15 protein-coding genes are annotated in these 16,751 nt (G+C 66.5%); 3 read left to right on the forward strand and 12 right to left on the reverse strand.

Annotated features, from left to right (window positions below; all coding sequences use genetic code 11):
* The first annotated feature begins 247 nt into the window (after positions 1-247).
* Complete coding sequence (gene ppsR / locus QX108_RS14945; RefSeq protein WP_315725288.1) at positions 248-1,618, forward strand: transcriptional regulator PpsR; 1,371 nt, start codon at positions 248-250, stop codon at positions 1,616-1,618.
* Positions 1,619-3,793: a GAF domain-containing protein gene (locus QX108_RS14950; RefSeq protein WP_315725286.1), complete on the forward strand. Its 2,175-nt coding sequence runs from the start codon at positions 1,619-1,621 to the stop codon at positions 3,791-3,793.
* Between the two features lie 321 nt (positions 3,794-4,114).
* Here the strand turns inward: QX108_RS14950 and QX108_RS14955 are convergent, their stop codons facing one another.
* From QX108_RS14955 to QX108_RS15010, 12 genes are all read right to left on the reverse strand, one after another.
* Positions 4,115-4,810, reverse strand: a complete 696-nt coding sequence (locus QX108_RS14955; RefSeq protein WP_315799542.1) for a biliverdin-producing heme oxygenase — start codon at positions 4,808-4,810, stop codon at positions 4,115-4,117.
* 18 nt (positions 4,811-4,828) lie between these two features.
* Complete coding sequence (pufM, locus tag QX108_RS14960) at positions 4,829-5,755, reverse strand: photosynthetic reaction center subunit M (RefSeq protein ID WP_172114270.1); 927 nt, start codon at positions 5,753-5,755, stop codon at positions 4,829-4,831.
* 18 nt (positions 5,756-5,773) lie between these two features.
* Positions 5,774-6,616: a photosynthetic reaction center subunit L gene (gene pufL / locus QX108_RS14965; protein WP_172114269.1), complete on the reverse strand. Its 843-nt coding sequence runs from the start codon at positions 6,614-6,616 to the stop codon at positions 5,774-5,776.
* 163 nt (positions 6,617-6,779) lie between these two features.
* The gene (gene pufA / locus QX108_RS14970) at positions 6,780-6,968 is read right to left on the reverse strand and encodes a light-harvesting antenna LH1, alpha subunit (RefSeq protein WP_315725281.1); all 189 of its coding nucleotides are present in this window, start codon (positions 6,966-6,968) and stop codon (positions 6,780-6,782) included.
* A gap of 16 nt (positions 6,969-6,984) precedes the next feature.
* Complete coding sequence (gene pufB, locus QX108_RS14975) at positions 6,985-7,215, reverse strand: light-harvesting antenna LH1, beta subunit (protein WP_315725279.1); 231 nt, start codon at positions 7,213-7,215, stop codon at positions 6,985-6,987.
* 152 nt (positions 7,216-7,367) lie between these two features.
* Positions 7,368-7,595: a hypothetical protein gene (locus QX108_RS14980; protein ID WP_315725277.1), complete on the reverse strand. Its 228-nt coding sequence runs from the start codon at positions 7,593-7,595 to the stop codon at positions 7,368-7,370.
* A 29-nt stretch (positions 7,596-7,624) separates the two neighbouring features.
* Positions 7,625-9,076: a chlorophyllide a reductase subunit Z gene (bchZ, locus tag QX108_RS14985; RefSeq protein ID WP_315799543.1), complete on the reverse strand. Its 1,452-nt coding sequence runs from the start codon at positions 9,074-9,076 to the stop codon at positions 7,625-7,627.
* Positions 9,076-10,623, reverse strand: coding sequence for a chlorophyllide a reductase subunit Y (gene bchY, locus QX108_RS14990; RefSeq protein ID WP_315799544.1), 1,548 nt, complete (start codon positions 10,621-10,623; stop codon positions 9,076-9,078). Before bchY ends, bchZ begins: the two co-directional genes overlap by 1 nt.
* Positions 10,624-10,655: 32 nt before the next feature.
* The gene (locus QX108_RS14995; RefSeq protein ID WP_315799545.1) at positions 10,656-11,666 is read right to left on the reverse strand and encodes a chlorophyllide a reductase iron protein subunit X; all 1,011 of its coding nucleotides are present in this window, start codon (positions 11,664-11,666) and stop codon (positions 10,656-10,658) included.
* Positions 11,663-12,604 (reverse strand): chlorophyll synthesis pathway protein BchC, encoded by a 942-nt coding sequence (bchC, locus tag QX108_RS15000; RefSeq protein ID WP_315799546.1) that lies wholly within the window; start codon positions 12,602-12,604, stop codon positions 11,663-11,665. The genes QX108_RS14995 and bchC overlap by 4 nt, the downstream gene beginning before the upstream one ends.
* 90 nt (positions 12,605-12,694) lie before the next feature.
* Complete coding sequence (locus tag QX108_RS15005) at positions 12,695-13,840, reverse strand: methyltransferase (RefSeq protein WP_315799547.1); 1,146 nt, start codon at positions 13,838-13,840, stop codon at positions 12,695-12,697.
* 319 nt (positions 13,841-14,159) lie between these two features.
* Entirely contained in the window at positions 14,160-15,029 is an 870-nt protein-coding gene (locus QX108_RS15010; protein ID WP_315799548.1) for a polyprenyl synthetase family protein, read from the reverse strand.
* A gap of 43 nt (positions 15,030-15,072) precedes the next feature.
* On the opposite strand from QX108_RS15010, the gene crtD reads away from it, so the two are divergent.
* Positions 15,073-16,677, forward strand: coding sequence for a 1-hydroxycarotenoid 3,4-desaturase CrtD (crtD, locus tag QX108_RS15015; protein WP_315799592.1), 1,605 nt, complete (start codon positions 15,073-15,075; stop codon positions 16,675-16,677).
* Positions 16,678-16,751: the final 74 nt, after the last annotated feature.

Raw genomic sequence — 16,751 nt, forward strand, 5'->3', positions numbered from 1 at the left:
CCCTGTCAGGCAAAAGTGAGCGAATAAGTCGCAGTTCGAACATGCATCCGGCGCAGGAATACCAACGAAAGTTGGATGCTCGTAAATAAGCCTTGACACCGAAGGCGCTGCGTGGACTAACAACATTCTCAAGACTCTCAATACGTTAGCGGGATGCGGCGCAACACCTTCAAGATGCGCGCCAAATGAACTGGCCGCGATCCCCCGAGCGTCTCAAGAGGGTGCCAAGATAACGGGTGCCAAGACCATGGCCGAGTTTCACGGTCCACGACCCGACGTGACATTGCTGCTCGACATGGACGGCGTGATCCGTGAGGCAACGCTGTCTCCCAACATGTCTGCGGAGAATGTCGACGTATGGCTCGGCCGTCTCTGGTCCGAAATCGTCGATGATGCGACCGAGAAGGTCGAACGCATCATGCAGGACACCAAGCGGACCGGCATTTCCGCCTTCCGCCAGCTCACCCAGCGATTTCCCAGCGGCCTCGAGTTGCCGATGGAATTCACCACGGTCCTGCTCGGCGGCCGCGCCGGCATGCTGGCGATCGGCAAGAACCTGCAGGCGGTGGCGGAGCTGCAGGCGCGGCTGATCTCGGCGCAGCAGACCATCGAGCGCGACTATTGGAAGCTGCGCGAGATTGAAACGCGCTACCGACTGGTGATCGAGGATTCGAACGAGGCGGTGCTGCTGACGAAGGTGTCGGACCTGCGCATCGTCGAAGCCAACCGGACCGCGGCAGCGGCGCTCGGCGTGTCCAGCCGGCGTCGGGACAATCTGGTGGGGCGCGAGTTCCTGCAGGAGATTCCGCAAAAGGACCGCGAGCCGGTGGAACTGATGCTGAGGCGGGTCCGCGATCAGGGCAAGGCGCCTGGCATCGTGATCCATCTTGGCGAGGACGCTGCGCCATGGATGCTGCGGGGATCGCTGATGACCAGCGAGACCGCGCCGATGTTCCTTCTGCAGATGGCGCCGATCGGCAAGGCCGCGCAGCCGGGCTTGGCGTCGGATGATGCCGAAGGGCTGATCGACAATCTTCCCGATGCGGTCATCAGCATCGACGGCACAGGCGCCATCAAACGCGCCAACCGGGCGTTCCTGGAACTGGTCGAGATCGGCTCGAAGGAGGCCCTGATCGGCGAGAAGCTCAGCCGCTGGTTGACCCGCCCTGGTGCCGACCTTTCGGTGCTGATTTCGAACGTCGAGCGCCATGGGGCCGTCCGGCTGCTGTCCACCACCATCCAGGGCGAACTCGGAACCGAGACGGAGGTCGAGATCTCGGCTGCAGCGCATGGCCACGACGGCCAGCGCCGGATCGGCCTCGTGCTGCGGAACATCGCCCGGCGGTTGTCCCCGGCCGCGGAGCATGACAATCTGCGGGCGGCGCTCGCAGGCCTCAACGAATCGGTCGGCAAGACACCGCTGCGCGACCTCGTGAGGAGCACGGTCGAAGTCGTCGAGCAGCATTACGTCCGCGCCGCGCTCGAGCTCGCCAATGGGAACCGAACGTCGGCCGCCGAAATTCTCGGCCTCAGCCGGCAAAGTCTTTACGCCAAGCTCGATCGGTATAATCTGAGCCAACTAGAAGAAAGCGACGAGGAAACCGAAAAGGGGAGATAGTTGCCCGTTCCGCTGACAACGCCGGCCTTCGGCCACGCTACTCTTGCGGATTGCGAGCGTGAACAAATTCATCTCGCAGGCTCGATCCAGCCGCATGGCGTTCTGCTGGCGATCAAGGAGCCCGACAACATCGTCATCCAGGCCAGCACCAATGCCGCGGCCTTCCTCAACACCAGCTCCGTGGTCGGACGTCCGTTGCGCGATCTCGGCGGCAACGTGGCGCTGCAGATCTTGCCGCATCTGAGCGGACCGCTGCACCTGTCACCGATGACCCTGCGCTGCACCGCCGGCTCGCCGCCGCGCCGCGTCGATTGCACGGTGCATCGCCCGTCGAATGGCGGCCTGATCATCGAGCTCGAGCCGGCGACGAAGATCACCAACATCGCACCGGCCCTGGACGGCGCCTTTCACCGCATCACGTCGGCTTCCTCCCTGCTCGGCCTTTGCGACGAGACGGCCACGATCTTCCGGGAGATTACCGGCTACGACCGCGTGATGGTCTACCGATTCGACGAAGAAGGTCATGGCGAGGTGCTCTCCGAGCGGCGGCGGCCGGATCTCGAGGCGTTTCTCGGCAACCGCTACCCGGCCTCCGACATTCCGCAGATCGCGCGCCGGCTGTACGAGCGCAACCGCGTGCGTCTGCTGGTCGACGTCAACTACATGCCGGTGCCGCTGCAGCCGCGCATCTCGCCGCTCAACGGCCGCGACCTCGACATGTCCTTGAGCTGCCTGCGCAGCATGTCGCCGATCCATCAGAAATATCTGCAGAACATGGGGGTCGGCGCAACCTTGGTCTGCTCGCTGATGGTCAGCGGCCGGCTGTGGGGACTGATCGCCTGCCACCATTATGAGCCGCGCTTCGTGCCGTTCGACATCCGCGCCGCGGGGGAGGCGTTGGCCGAGACCTGCGCGATCCGGATCGCAGCACTGGAGAGCTTTGCCCAGAGCCAGTCCGAGCTGGTCGTGCGTCGATTGGAGCAACGGCTGGTCGAGGCGGTGTCGCGGGATGGCGATTGGCAGGCTGCGCTGTTCGACGGCTCGCAATCCCTGTTGCAGCCGCTGGGCGCCAGCGGCGCGGCGCTGCTGTTCGAAGGCCAGGTCATGACCGCCGGCGACGTGCCGTCGACGCAGCGCATCCGCGATCTCGCCGCATGGCTCGACCGCCGGCGCACGGCGGCGGGCGCAATGGCACCAGGGCTGACGGTGACCGCGTCGCTGACCCTCGACGAGCCGACCTTTGCCGACATCCGCCCGATCGCCAGCGGCCTGATCGCGGCTCCGCTGTCGGCGAGCGAAGGCGAGTATCTGCTGTGGTTCAGGCCGGAGCAGGTCCGGACCGTGACCTGGGGCGGCGATCCGCTGAAAGCCGTCATCATCGGCGATGATCCATCGGATCTGTCGCCGCGCCGCTCCTTTGCGCAATGGCACCAGCTCGTCGAAGGCAAGTCAGAGCCCTGGTCGACGGCCGAGCTTGCCTCGGCCCGGGCGGTCAGCGAGACCGTCGCCGACGTGGCGCTGCAGCTGCGCTCGGTGCGCATGGTGATCGCGCAGGACCAGCTCGCCACGATCAGCGCCCAGGTGCTGCGCTCCGAGCAGCCGGTCATCATCGCCGACGTCGAGGGTCGCATCCTGCTCATGAACGAAGCATTCGAGCAGCAGCTGCGCGCTTCGCATCCACACATCCCGTATCTGCGCGACCTCGGCGCCTATTGCACGGCGCCGGCCGAATTCCGCGCCAATCTCGACGACCTCATGCGCAACAAGCGCAGCTGGCGCGGCGAGCTGACGCTGACCGGCGGCACGTCGCCGCAGCGGCCCTTGATGGTGCGCGCCGATCCGGTGATCGCGCCTTACGACCGCGTGCTCGGCTTCGTGCTGATCTTCTCCGACCTGACCGAGCGCAAGACCGCCGAGGAGGCACGCGCACGCTTCCAGGAGGAGATCGACGGCGCGCGACGGCCGAGCCTGCGGCTCGATCAGAGCGCCAGCCTGATCTACAAGGAGCTCGCGGCATCCACGGTCGAGAATGCGCAACTCGCAGCACTCGAGGTGACGCACGGCGCCCAGGCCGGCAGCATGCCGGAGATGCTGGAGAGCATCCGCAGCTCGACGGCGCGCACACTGGGCATCCTCGAGCACCTCGTATGGTATCGCTCGCAGGGTGAGGAGTGACGGCGGGAGCTCAGATCTCCTACGCGGTCCGGCTTCCTGCAGACGGGCTGTTCGCGCGGGTTATCGATCTCTCCACGCCTCATTCCGGAGTGCGCGAAGCGCGAGCCCGGACTCCATAGCCACATCGGTCATGAGGACCCGAGACGCACGCGGCGCTCATCTTCAGACGAATCTGGTCCTGTGGTTATGGATTCCGGGCTCATTCGCACTGCTTCAAAATGGCCGCGCCATTTTGCGCGCAAATGCCCGGGAATGACCGCACAGGGAGAGCCTGCACCCGCGAGCACTCTGCGCACAACTCTCAGCGATCGAGCGCGGACTTTACTCCCGCTCGCGCGCGCCGAGCCCGGACGCCTCCTGCAGCGCTTGCGACAGTGCGATGTTCAGCTGGAACGCCGTGGCGGCCTCCTCGATCACCGCCGCGTGCTCGGCGATGGCCGCGCCGGCCTGCTCCAGCGCGCCGCGGTACTCGTCCTTGAACAGCGGGATGTCGCCGATCGCCGAAAATTCGTAGAACGACAGCGCCTGCGGCTGCAAACCGAGCGAACGCGCGAGAATCTTCTTGATGATCTGGCCGCCGCTGAGGTCGCCGAGATAACGCGTATAGGCGTGCGCCAGCAGCGGATGGCCGGAGCCTGATCCCGCCTCCCGGATGGCACGCACATAGGCGATCGCTTCGGGCAACACGGTCAGATCGGTTGCAAAGAGCTGGGCAAGATCAGCTCTGATCGCAGCACTGCGATGCAGCTCGGGCCGCACGATGTGGCCGACTACGGCAGATGCCTGATGACGGATGAGCTCCGCTTCGAGCGTCTCATAGACCGGCAGCAGATTGCGCAGCAGCAGCGCGTAGGCCTGCACCGTGCCGCGACCGCGCAGCAGCTCGGCGACGAGGCCGGTCCGCTCGGCGGTGACGTGGAGCGCCTTGGTACGGTCGCGCATCGCCTCCAAGAGAGAGGCCGGACGCGTGCTGCGCCCGGCCATCTCGACGTGATCAGTTTCAACTCGGTCCAACATCTCTCAACCTGCGGGACTTCAGCGCGCCGGCGCCAGCCCGTGTTTCACGCCCCACTCGAACCAATTGTCGACGACGGTGCCCGACAGTAGGATACCGATGCCGCCGGTCAAGGTGCAAAGCACGGCGAACCACCAGGCCCAGCGATGGATCGACTCGGCCGTCGCATTGAAGCCCATCGTCCAGCGCCAGAACAGCGCACCACGTTCGAACGCCGTGCCGCGATCGACGATCTGCTCCAGCTCGCGCTCGCCGCCGTAGCGGCTGATCGCCAGCACCGTCGCGCCATGCATCGCGAACAGCAGCGCCGACCCATACAGGAAGGCGATCGAGAGCATGTGGAACGGGTTGTAGAACAGGTTGCCGTGGGTGATGGAGAAGTTGTTGGTCCAGTCGAGGTGCGGGAAGATGCCGAACGGCACGGCCTCGCTCCAGCTGCCCATGAAGATCGGCCGGATGAAGCCGAGCACCAGATACAGCCAGATCGCCGAGGCGAACGCCCACGACACGTGTGTGCCGAGGCCGAGCGCCCGGGCGCGGCGATAGGTGCGCGCCCACCACAGCAGGATCGACGTCGTCAGGAAGAAGCCGGCCATCAGCCACCAGCCGCCCTCCTGCAGCGGCGGGAAGATCTGCAGGCCGTATTCCGGCGCCGGCGGCTGCAAGGACAGCCAGAAGAACTGGCGAATGAACTCCAGCGGACTCCAGTTCACCGAGGCCAGCATGTTGAGACCGATGATCTCGATCGCAACGAAGCCCGACATCAGCGAGGCCAGGCCGAGGAAGCCGAGATAGACCGGACCAACCTGCGCGTCGCCGAGCTTGCCGAACCAGTAGTTGAAGCTGCCCTTGCCGAGCCGCTCCCAGACGCCGGGCTCGATCGGAATGCCCGGATAGATCGCACTACGGACTTGGATCTGCGTGAAGATGTTCTGGTATTGGGCCATGACGACCTCTCCTTCAACTCATTGCGGCGACCAGATCGGGACCCTGCGCCACCATTCCCACCAATCCGACCAGGCGTTGCCTTCCGGCAGCAGCCAGGCGGGGCCGGAGATGACGATGCAGACGGCGCTGAAGAACACGGCCGACAGCGCCAGAAACAGGCCTAGTCGGTGGATGCCGAGCGTGCCGATGGAGTAGCCCAGGAGGTCTCGGAACATGGTGTTCTCATGCTCCGGCGACTTCATCTCCTGGCCGCGGCCGGGATTGGCGGCCGACAGGATCAGCGAGCCGTGCAGCGCGAGCGCAAGACACGTCGTGAAGAAGAACGTGATCGCGATCATGTGCGCGGGATTGTAGTGGAAGTTGCCGAACTGATAGCCGGTGTTCGACACCCAATCGAGATGGGTGATGATGCCGTAGGGGAAGGCGTAGCTCCACGAACCCATCAGCACCGGACGGATCACCTCCAGCGTGAAATAGGCGAAGATCGCAAAGCCGAAGGCCACCGGCACGTGGTAGCCGATCGCGAGCTTGCGGCAGATCTCGACCTCGCGCAGCGCCCAGGAGACGAACGCGCCATGCGCGCACACCGTGATGAGCTGCCAGAAGCCGCCCTCCGTCAGTGGTGCGAAGGAGAGTCCGTATTTGGCGTCCGGCGGATTGATGCTGATCTGCCAGAGATTCCACGTCGGTCCGAGCGCCGTTGCGTAGAGGATCAGCGCCACGCCGACGAAGGTGAAGAAGATCGTCGTCACGCCGAAGAAGCCGACGTAGAACGGTCCGATCCAGAAATCGAAGAGATCGCCGCCGATCAACGTGCCGCCGCGGACGCGGTATTTTCGTTCAAAGCTGAGCATTGCCATCGGTCCTGCCTCCGCTGCCCGTCGCTCGATATGCTAGGTGTCGTGTCGTACGGTGGGTCGTGTCGTGACCGCCAGGAATCCCGGCGCCCGAGAGATTTGGGAAGCGGGCGGACAAGGTCTGCCGCCGAGCGATCGCCCGCCTCCCATTGATGATGCCGAAGCTCTAGGTGAGCTTCACCGGCGTTGCCGGATCGGAGATCGACGACGTCTTCGCCGCACGAGGTCCCTCCAGCCAGTTGAACCGGTTCGTGCTGAGCAGGATGAAGTGAATCACCAATGCCAGTCCGAACAGGAAAACCCCGAGAGCCACGAGAACTCTGCGCGGATCGAACAACAACCACAAGCGCCACATAGTTTTCTCCTTTCGATCAGGTCAGGTAGGAGAGCACGAGAGTGGCGTAGTGGGTTGCCCCATCCAGCGCCGCCGCCTTGTAGCCAGTCGGCCCGGGCAGCCAGGGACGCCACATCCATGCGAGAATGTGGGCGACGATCGCGACCGCCGTGAAGACCACAAAGCTCGTCATGAAGATGCTATGGAATTCCCTCGCCTCCGATTCGGTCAGCCCCGACAGAGAGCCTCCCTTGTTTGGTTCCACCATAGTAGTACCTCCTGGTGTTGGCCTTTCGGCCGGAAGCCGCTCACCGAGATGAGCGGCGTCGAAGCGCCATCCCGTTGCCGGGATGACATCCATGCGGCGAACCGCACGAATTCCCTAAGAACTCACCGGGCTGCAACTCGCAGCCCTGAAACTCACAATCCCATGAAGGACGAGGTCGCGCAGTTCGCGGCCTTGATCCTCGCCTCGCCGAAGATCGCGCCGAGCGGCGCGGGCCTGTGGCCGGTGACGACGGAGCCGATCCGGCGCAGCACGCCCTCGACCATCAGCACGACGAAGCACACCGCGTAGACCAGGAGATATTCGATCCGCTCGCGCGATCTCGGCGCGACGTCACGATCCATGCGTTCGTATAACGACATCGTCCTCTCCCTCTCCGCTATCCCCGTGTCTACGCGGCCTGGCCCGTTGCGAGCTGCGACCGCGCATGCGCGAGAACGTCCTCCGTCACCTTGTCGAGCCCGGCCTGGCGCGCACCGCGCTCCGCCGCATCCCGTAGCCGCTTGGCTGCGGAAATCCGCACCAGCACCGGCTGCGTCTCGATGATCTGGTCCAGCGCCAGCTTGGCGCCGTCGTCCCATGGCAGCTCGCGCTCGAGCCGCGCCGGCGTCGCCGCGATCTGGTCGAGTTGCGTCGCGAGCGGCAGGATGTTGAACAGCGCATCGAACAGCGCGTTGCAGACCTCCTGCACGACGTAGGTCGCCCCCGCATAGCCCATGAACGGCGTGCCGGTATGGCGGCGGATCACCGTGCCCGGGAAGCTTGCCGGGACGTAGATCGCGCGGTTGCCGGCTTCCGCGGCATACATGCGCTCGTTGTAGCTGCCGAACAGCACCAGCGGCGGCCGCTCGTGGATCAGCTTGCGGATGGCGTCATTGTCGGTCTTGGCGCCGGCGCAGCGGGAGATCGCGAAGTGGCAAGGCAGCCCGAGCTCGGTCTCCAGGAAATTGCGCAAGCCACGCGCGTAGGTCTCGGAGGCGACGATGCCGAAGCTCGCGGTGCCGAAGAAGTCCTGCGTCACCGAACGCCAGAGATCCCACACCGGCTTGATCGTGGTGTGCTTCTCGCTGATGATGAACGGCTCGGGATCGAGCCCGAGCATCTCGCCCAGCATGCGCAGGAATTTCGTGGTCGAATGCAGCCCGATCGGCGCCTGCAGATAGGGCCGCTCCAATGTCTCGCACAGCATGCGGCCGAACTCGCGGTACATGCAAATGTTGACGTCGGCATTCACCAGCTTCGGCACGTCGGCGAGATGGCTGCCGAGCGGGAACACCATGTTGATCTCGGCGCCGATGCCTTCGACCAGGCGGCGGATCTCGGCGAGATCCGACGGCATGTTGAAGGTGCCGTAGATCGGCCCGATGATATTCACGCGAGGCTTCTCGCCCTCCGCGCGCGGCTTGCGCTCCGGAATCTTTCGCAGGCCGTATTCGCTCCACAGCCAGCTGAGCGCACGGTTGGCGCTCTGCCACTGGTCCTCGTCGATGGTGCGCGGCAGGAAGCGCTTGATGTTGGAACCTTCCGGCGTGACACCGCCGCCGATCATCTCGGCGATCGAGCCGGTGACGACGACTGCGGGAAGATCCGGATCGAGCGCGGCGCGGGCGCGCTTCATCGCCTGCTCGGTGCCCTTCTGACCGAGCTCGTCCTCGCCGAGGCCGGTGACGACGATCGGCAGCTCGTGCGGTGGCAGGCCGTCGGTGTAGTGCAGCACCGAGGTCACCGGCAGGTTCTCACAGCCGACGGGGCCGTCGATGATGACCTGCAGGCCCTTGATTGCGGTGAACGCGTAAACCGCCCCCCAATAGCCGCCGGCGCGATCGTGGTCGAGGATCAGCATCACACCATCTCCTCGGACTTGCGCTTCTTGGCCTGCGCCGCGACCGCCTTGCGGTACTTGTCGCGAAAATCAGGACGCGCGACAGGAGTGCCCTGCCACACGCCCGCGGTGTCGCCCTCACCGACGCCTTCGAAGAACTCGCGCATCTCGTCGAAGCGCGCCTTGCCTGCGATCGCCGCATTGACGACCTGCGCCAGCGAGCCGGCGCCGGAGACGCCGAACAGCGGCCGCGCCGAAATGAGATTGGTGAAGTACAACGACGGGATCGCGCGCGCCTTGGCCTTCTGCACCACCGGCGTGGTGCCGATGGCGAGATCGGGCGCGAACTCGTCGACCGCCGCGAGATCCTGCTCCAGCGAGGCACGATACTGCACGCGGACGCCGCGTTGTTCGAGCCAGGCGCGGTCCGCCTCCGACCAGCGCGTGCGCGGGCAGGCGGTGCCGACATAGCGCAGGTCCGCGCCGCTCTCGACCAGAAGACGCCCGACCAGCAGCTCCGAGCCTTCGTAGCCCGACAATGTGATGCGGCCACGAATGGGCGCGGCCGCAAGCGCGCCACGGATCGCGGGCAGCACCGCATTCTTCGCCGCGTCAATCTGCGCGCGGCCGACGCCACAAGTCATGCCGATCGCTTCGAGCCAGTCTGCGGTGCCGTCGCAGCCGACCGGCGCCGAGCCGATGATGGGGCGCCCGGCCGCCTCGAACTCGCGGATCGAGGCCGTATAGAACGGATGGATCGCCGCCACGGCCGCGCAATCCAGCGCGCCATACAGCTCGCGCCATTCGCGCGTCGGCACGGTCGGGCCTGCGGCGAGACCGAGCGGTGCCAAGAGCATGCCGATCCCGACGGGATCGGCCGGGAACATCTCGCCGAGCAAGGTGATGGTCGGCTTGTCGCCGCGCGGCGCGCGCGGCGCCTGCACCGGGCCCTGCTCCGCCTCGCGCCGCGCGTAGTTCAGCATCGCGCCGGCGAGCACGTCCTTGGCCTCGGCATGGGTGGGCACGCCGAAGCCGGGGACGTCGATGCCTATGACACGGACGCCATTGATCTCCTTCGGGAGAATCTGCAGCGGCACGCCCGAGGCGGTGGGGACGCAGAGATTGATGATGACGACGCAGTCGTAGTTCGCAGGGTCAGCGAGCTTGAACACCGCGTCGCGGATGTCCTCGAACAGCTTGCCGGTGACCAGCGTCTCAGAGTTGAACGGGACGTAGCCGACACTGCGCCGCGCGCCGTAGAAGTGCGAGGTGAAGGTGAGGCCATAGACGCAGCAGGCAGAGCCCGACAGCACGGTCGCGGTGCGGCGCATGCGCAGGCCGACGCGCAGCGAGCCGAACGCCGGGCACATGCTCTGTGGCTGGTCGTGCGGCCCGGCCGGGTAATCGGCTGCATAGCGCGCCAGAACCTCGCTCTTGCCGGCGGCATCGGCCGCCTTCCTGAGTTCGGCCTTGCCGGCGTGGCAGCCGAGCGCCTCCGGCTGCACGGGCATGCCTGCCGCCGCGGGACTCTCCGCGCTCACTGCCTGATGGACCACCGCATCGCTCATTGCACTAGATTCCGCTGCTCAGCACGCGCCGATCACACATTGTCGTAGATCACTTCGAGCGACGGCTTAGCTACCGCCGTGCTGCCGCACATGTCCTCGAGCGTCGCCTGCTCCAGCACCACGTCGCGACCGACTTCCGAGGCCTTGAACAGGCCGAGCAGGCCGTCCTGGGTCAGAGGATGCGGATGCTGCGGCGGCGCCTCGGCGACATTGGTCGCCAGCAGTTCGAACAGCGGTGCCCAGGCCGTGCCGGGCCGACCGATGATCTGATAGCTCGCGCTCTTCCGCCGAATGTCGTCGTCGGCTGGGATCGAGGCCAGCACCGGGATGCCGACCGCATCCGCAAAGGCCTGCGCCTCGCCGGTGCCGTCGTCCTTGTTGATGACGATTCCGGCGACGCCGACGTTGCCGCCGAGCTTGCGGAAATACTCAACCGCCGAGCAGACATTGTTGGCGACGTACAGCGACTGCAAATCGTTGGAACCGACGATGATCACCTTCTGGCACATGTCGCGCGCGATCGGCAGGCCGAAGCCGCCGCAGACGACGTCGCCGAGGAAGTCGAGCAGCACGTAGTCGAAGCCCCAGTCGTGAAAACCGAGCTTCTCGATCAGCTCGAAGCCATGGATGATGCCACGACCGCCACAGCCGCGGCCGACTTCGGGGCCACCGAGCTCCATCGCAAACACCCCGTCGCGTTTGAAGCAGACGTCGCCGATCTTGACCTCCTCGCCGGCGAGCTTCTTCTTCGACGAGGTCTCCAGGATGGTCGGGCAGGCACGGCCGCCGAACAGCAGTGAAGTCGTATCGCTCTTGGGATCGCAGCCGATCAAGAGCACCTTCTTGCCCTGCTGCGCCATCATGTAGGACAGATTGGCGAGCGTGAAACTCTTGCCGATGCCGCCCTTGCCGTAGATGGCGATGATCTGCGTCGTCTTCTTGGGCGCAGCCGTCACCGGCGCATCCGGCGCGATCGCGGCCTCGGCACGCAGGGCATCCGTCATTGCAGCCAAGTTGGCACTGATCTTGGTCGGGGCATTCATCGTGCAGCTCTCCAGTCCAGGACCATCTTGAGACATGACGAATCGTCGAACGCGATCCGGTAGGCGCTCTCTGCCGATGTCGCGTCGGCGTGATGCGTGATCAGCCCGTCCAGCGACAGCCGGCCGGTATCGATCAGGTTACGCACCGCGAGCAGATCCTCGTGCTTCCATTCGGCGGCGACGCGGATTGCCGCCTCGCGCATGAAGGCCGGCGGATAGGAGAAGGTCAGCGGCGCGCTGTAGAAGCCGGCGAGGATGATTTCGCCGCGCGGCGCCAGGCGCGCGATCAAACTGTCGAGCAGCCCGGCATCGCCGCTGGCATCGAAGATCAGGCGATAGTCGCGCCGATCATCGTGAGCTGGATCGACGACGCAATAGCCCATGGCGCCAGCCGCGCGTTCGGGATTGCTCTCCCAGACGACCGGCGGATCTCCGCCCATCGCCATGATCAACCGTGCCAGCAGACGGCCGAGCACGCCATGACCGACTACGCACTCGGCCTGGCCATCACCGCCGATCGACAGAGCATGATAGGCGGTAGCGGCCAGCGCCAGCAGCACGCCGCGCTCGCCGTTGGCTTCGTCGATTGCGACGACGCGTTGAGGGGGCACGCTGAGCCGCGAGGCGGCGGCCCCAAACAGGCTCTTGACCTCGCCGAAGCAGCGCGCCGCACCCGGCACGAAGACGCGCTCGCCCTTACGAAAACCAGAATGCGGCGCCGCGTGCGCGACACGGCCGACCGCCTCGTAGCCGGGCACGAGTGGATAGCCCATGCCGGGAAACTGCGGCATGCGGCCTTCGTACAGCAGCCGCTCGGTGCCGGTGCTGATCGCGCTCCATTCGATGTCGACGGTCAGGCAGTCCGGGGCATCCGCCAGCAGCAGATGCTGCAGCGACAACTCCCTCGGCCTCCCCAGCACCACGGCGATCGCGTCCATAGCCCAAACTCCCCGGCGACGCCCGCTTAGTTACGGGTGTCAGGTTAGTCCGACTGCGGAGAGTGTCAATATTTATTTACAGTCCGAGTGTCAGCTTTTCGCGACAATCACGCCCGCGATCAACGGGATGCGCGTGCGAAGCACTCGCACCTGCGAAAAACCTGCCAGATTGAGCAGCTCGCGCAGCCGTTGCGCGCTGCGCGGCCGGCCCTGCCCCATCGCGCGCAAATAGATCTCGAAATAGGCGCTGACCCCGTCGGCGCCTTTCGCCGTGTCGCGCATCGGCTCGCCGAGCAACAGCACGCCGTTCTCGGGCAGCGCAGCGCGCACCTTTGCCAGCAGTTGCGTCACCGCGTCGTCGTCGTGATCGTGCACGACTCGAATCAGCGAGATCACGTCAGCCCCGGTCGGCAGCGGATCGGTGTAGAAACTTCCGGGGGTAATCATGACTCGATCGGCGAGCCCGGCCTTGGCGAGTCGCTCTCGCGCTATCGCGGCGACCTCGGGCAGATCGAACAGCCCAAGCGCAAGCTGCGGCGCCTGCCGCGCGGCGGCCGCGAGGAAGCTGCCATCGCCGCCGCCGACATCGAGCAGGCAGCGATGGCCGCTCAAGGGATAGGCCGCAAGCACGATATCGGCGATCATCGGCTGCGACGCCGCCATCAACGCCGTGTAGGACGTAACGCTGTCGCGCGTCAGCGTCGCGCCGCTCTTGTCGAGCGCATAGGGCCAGTAATGTGCAAGGCGGCGCTCGCGGCCCTGGCCGCGCAGCAGCGCCACGGGATCGCCGAGATCGGCATAGAGCGCGGCGTGATGGCGGACCATCGCGGCGATGCCGGGATTGCCGAGCAGCGCCGCGCCGAGCGGCCCGAGCCCATAGCGCGCGCCGCCGCGGCGCTCGAGCAGTTGCAGCGCGGACGCCGCTTCGCACAGGCTGAGCATCGCATCAGGCGGCATTGCCGCATGCGATGCCAGCGCCGCAACCTCGCAGGGCCCGGCGCGCAGGGCCTCGAACACATCGAGCTGCACGCAGGCCGCAAGGGTCTGCGAGTAGACGAAGCCGGCGCACAGATCGAACAGCTCCGCCGCCCGCTTGCGCGCAATCGGCCGCGTCAACGGAAACGCCGCCGCCCAGCGCTGAAACGCTGCACTCGCCAGCAGCGCATCGCGCCACCCGCGCCATCGGTCACTGAGGCTGATCGGGGGCGAAGTGTCGTGGCGAACAACCGCGGGCATGGCCGTCAGAGCTCCCATGGCCGAGCAAATGCGCACCGACACGCCGCGCCGCCCACCCTCCCCTGGAGGGGGAGGGTCACTGCGCGCAAGGCGCGCGGTGGGGTGGGGTGGGCTCGGAAAGAGGTGCGGATGGGTCGGACGGCTCCCAGGCTTGCCTGCATCGGCTTTCGAAAAGGCGACAGCACCGCGCGCGCCGAGGGTCTGTCACCCCACCCCGCCGCACCTGCCGCTGCGCGCATGCGCGGCGACCCTCCCCCTCCAGCGGAGGGTGAGCGTTGGGCGCGCGGCGCGAGCGTTGCCATTCAACGCGGCCGAAAGCTCACGCCGCCGACGCCGCCAAGCGGCGCGGGACCAGACGCTTGGCTTCCTGTTCCATCAGCATGCGCAGCTCGTGCGCATGGGCGCAGGGCGGCATGGTGCGGATGCCGTCGGCGACGAGGTCGTGCAGATAGCTGACCGCTCCGGTGAGGCCATAGATCAGCACGGCGTTGGGCCGGCCAAGCGCAGCATCCTGCCCGACCGGCTTACCAGCTTCCTCCTCATCACTGGCCGCGTCGCGGATATCGTCGGCAACCTGATAGGCCTCGCCGATGGTCTCGCCGAGCGTGCGCCAGGCCTCAGGATTCTCATGCCCCGCCGCAGCAGCGCCCGAGACAGTGGCAGCCGCAAACAGCGCGCCGGTCTTGGAGCGGTGATAGCGCGACAGATCGATCTGCGGCTCGCACTCCCAGGCCTGCCCGGCTGCGATGCCATGCGGCACACCGACGGCGTCGCCGATGGTCGCGATCAGCTGCGCCAGCCGCAGCGGCGAGCATCTGGACTTGGCCAGCGTCTGGAACGCGAGCACGATCAGCGCATCGCCGGCGAGGACGGCGAGCGGCTCACCGAACGCGGCATGCACCGAGGGACGACCGCGGCGCAGCGAGGCGTTGTCGAAGCACGGCAGATCGTCATGCACCAGCGAGGCGCAATGCAGCAGCTCGATCGCCGATCCCGCCGCGTCGGTCGCGGCCGGCTCGTCGTCGCCGCAAGCGCTGGCTACTGCATGACAAAGACGGGGACGAACGCGCGCGCCCTTGGGAAAGACCGCAGCCTGCATGGCGGCCGAGAGGCGCGGCGGGCATCCGGGCCGGTCGGCCAGAGCGACCGCTGTGACGAGGGATTTCTCGATCCGGGCCATCACGTCCATGCCAGCCTCCCTTGTCGCGAGGCCTTCGGGCCCGCTCATGTAAATTTCAACTTACACCCAAACTGTAAATCATGCTAGACATTTCACACGTCAGGTCCGATGGACGGGAGTGCACGAAATGGCCGAGCACCGCGTGATCGTGGTTGGCGCCGGCATCGCCGGCCTCAGCGCCGCGCTCACCCTCGCCGCGCGCGGCGCCGCCGTAACGGTGATCGAGCGCGCGCCGGCGCCCGGCGGCAAGATGCGTCAGATCACGATCGGCCCTGCCCGCATCGATTCCGGTCCGACCGTGTTTACGATGCGCTGGGTGTTCGACGAGTTGTTCGCCGAGATCGGCGCATCGCTCGACGATCACCTCACCCTCACCCCGCTCGACGTCCTCGCCCGCCACGCCTGGACCGATCGCCGCACGCTCGACCTGTTCGCCGACGAGGACAGGTCGGCCGATGCGATCGGTCAGTTCGCCGGACGCAGCGAGGCCGAGGGCTATCGCGCGTTCTGCCGCGATGCGCGGCGCATCTTCGAGGTGCTGCGCGATCCCTTCATCCGCACGCCGACGCCGAGCATGACACATCTGTTGCGCAGCGCCGGCTTCCGCGATCTCACCGCGATCCGCCCGTTCCAGACGCTATGGAAGGCGCTCGGCGGCTATTTTCGCGACGCCCGTCTGCAGCAGCTGTTCGGCCGCTACGCCACCTATTGCGGCTCCTCGCCGTTCCATGCGCCGGCCACACTGATGCTGGTCGCCCATGTCGAGCAGGCCGGCGTCTGGCTGATCGACGGCGGCATGCATGAGCTCGCCGCGTGCCTCGCCGCGTTGGCGCGGCGCCATGGCGTCACCATCCGCTATGGCGCCGAGGTCGCCGCCGTCGTCAGCCAGGCCGGCCGCGCCACGGGCGTGCAGCTCGCCGATGGCGAGCAGATCGCAGCCGATGCCGTCGTTGCGACTGCCGATGTCGGGGCCCTTGCGCAGGGACTGTTCGGTGCGGACGCGGCCCGTGCGCTGCCGTCGATCCCGGAGTCCGCGCGCTCGCTGTCGGCGATGACCTGGAGCTGCCTGGCGCGCGCCGACGGCTTTCCGCTCGTGCGCCACAACGTGTTCTTCTCGCGCGACTACGGCGCCGAGTTCAATCAGTTGATCGACCGCCGCGCGATGCCGCAGGAGCCGACCGTCTATGTCTGCGCGCAGGACCGCGACGACCGGCCGCGCGATGCCGGCACGAACGAGCCGCTGTTCGTGCTGATCAACGCGCCCGCCACCGGCGACCGCCACAGCTTTGCTCCCTCGGAGATCAGCCAATGTGCCCGCCAGACCTTCGACCTGCTGCAGCGCTGCGGCCTCAGCATCGCGACGACGCCGGAACTGACCCGCGTGACGACGCCGACGGATTTCAACCGGATGTTTCCGGGCGCGGGGGGCGCGCTCTACGGCCGCAGCTCGCACGGCTGGATGGCCTCGTTCCAGCGGCCGGGCGCGCAGACGAAGCTGCCGGGACTTTACGTGGCCGGAGGCAGCGCGCATCCGGGACCGGGCGTGCCGATGGCGGCGCTCTCGGGGCGGATGGCAGCCAACAGGGCGATTGCGGACCTCGCTTCGACCGCGCCGTCCCCAAGGACGGCTATGCGTGGTGGTATGTCGACGCGCTGAGCGACGACGGCCGCTTCGGCATCACGCTCATTGCCTTCGTCGGCAGCGTGTTCTCGCCGTACTACGCATGGGCC

It is taken from the genome of Bradyrhizobium sp. SZCCHNR1002 (assembly GCF_032381435.1).
In the GTDB taxonomy this organism is placed as follows: domain Bacteria; phylum Pseudomonadota; class Alphaproteobacteria; order Rhizobiales; family Xanthobacteraceae; genus Bradyrhizobium; species Bradyrhizobium aeschynomenes.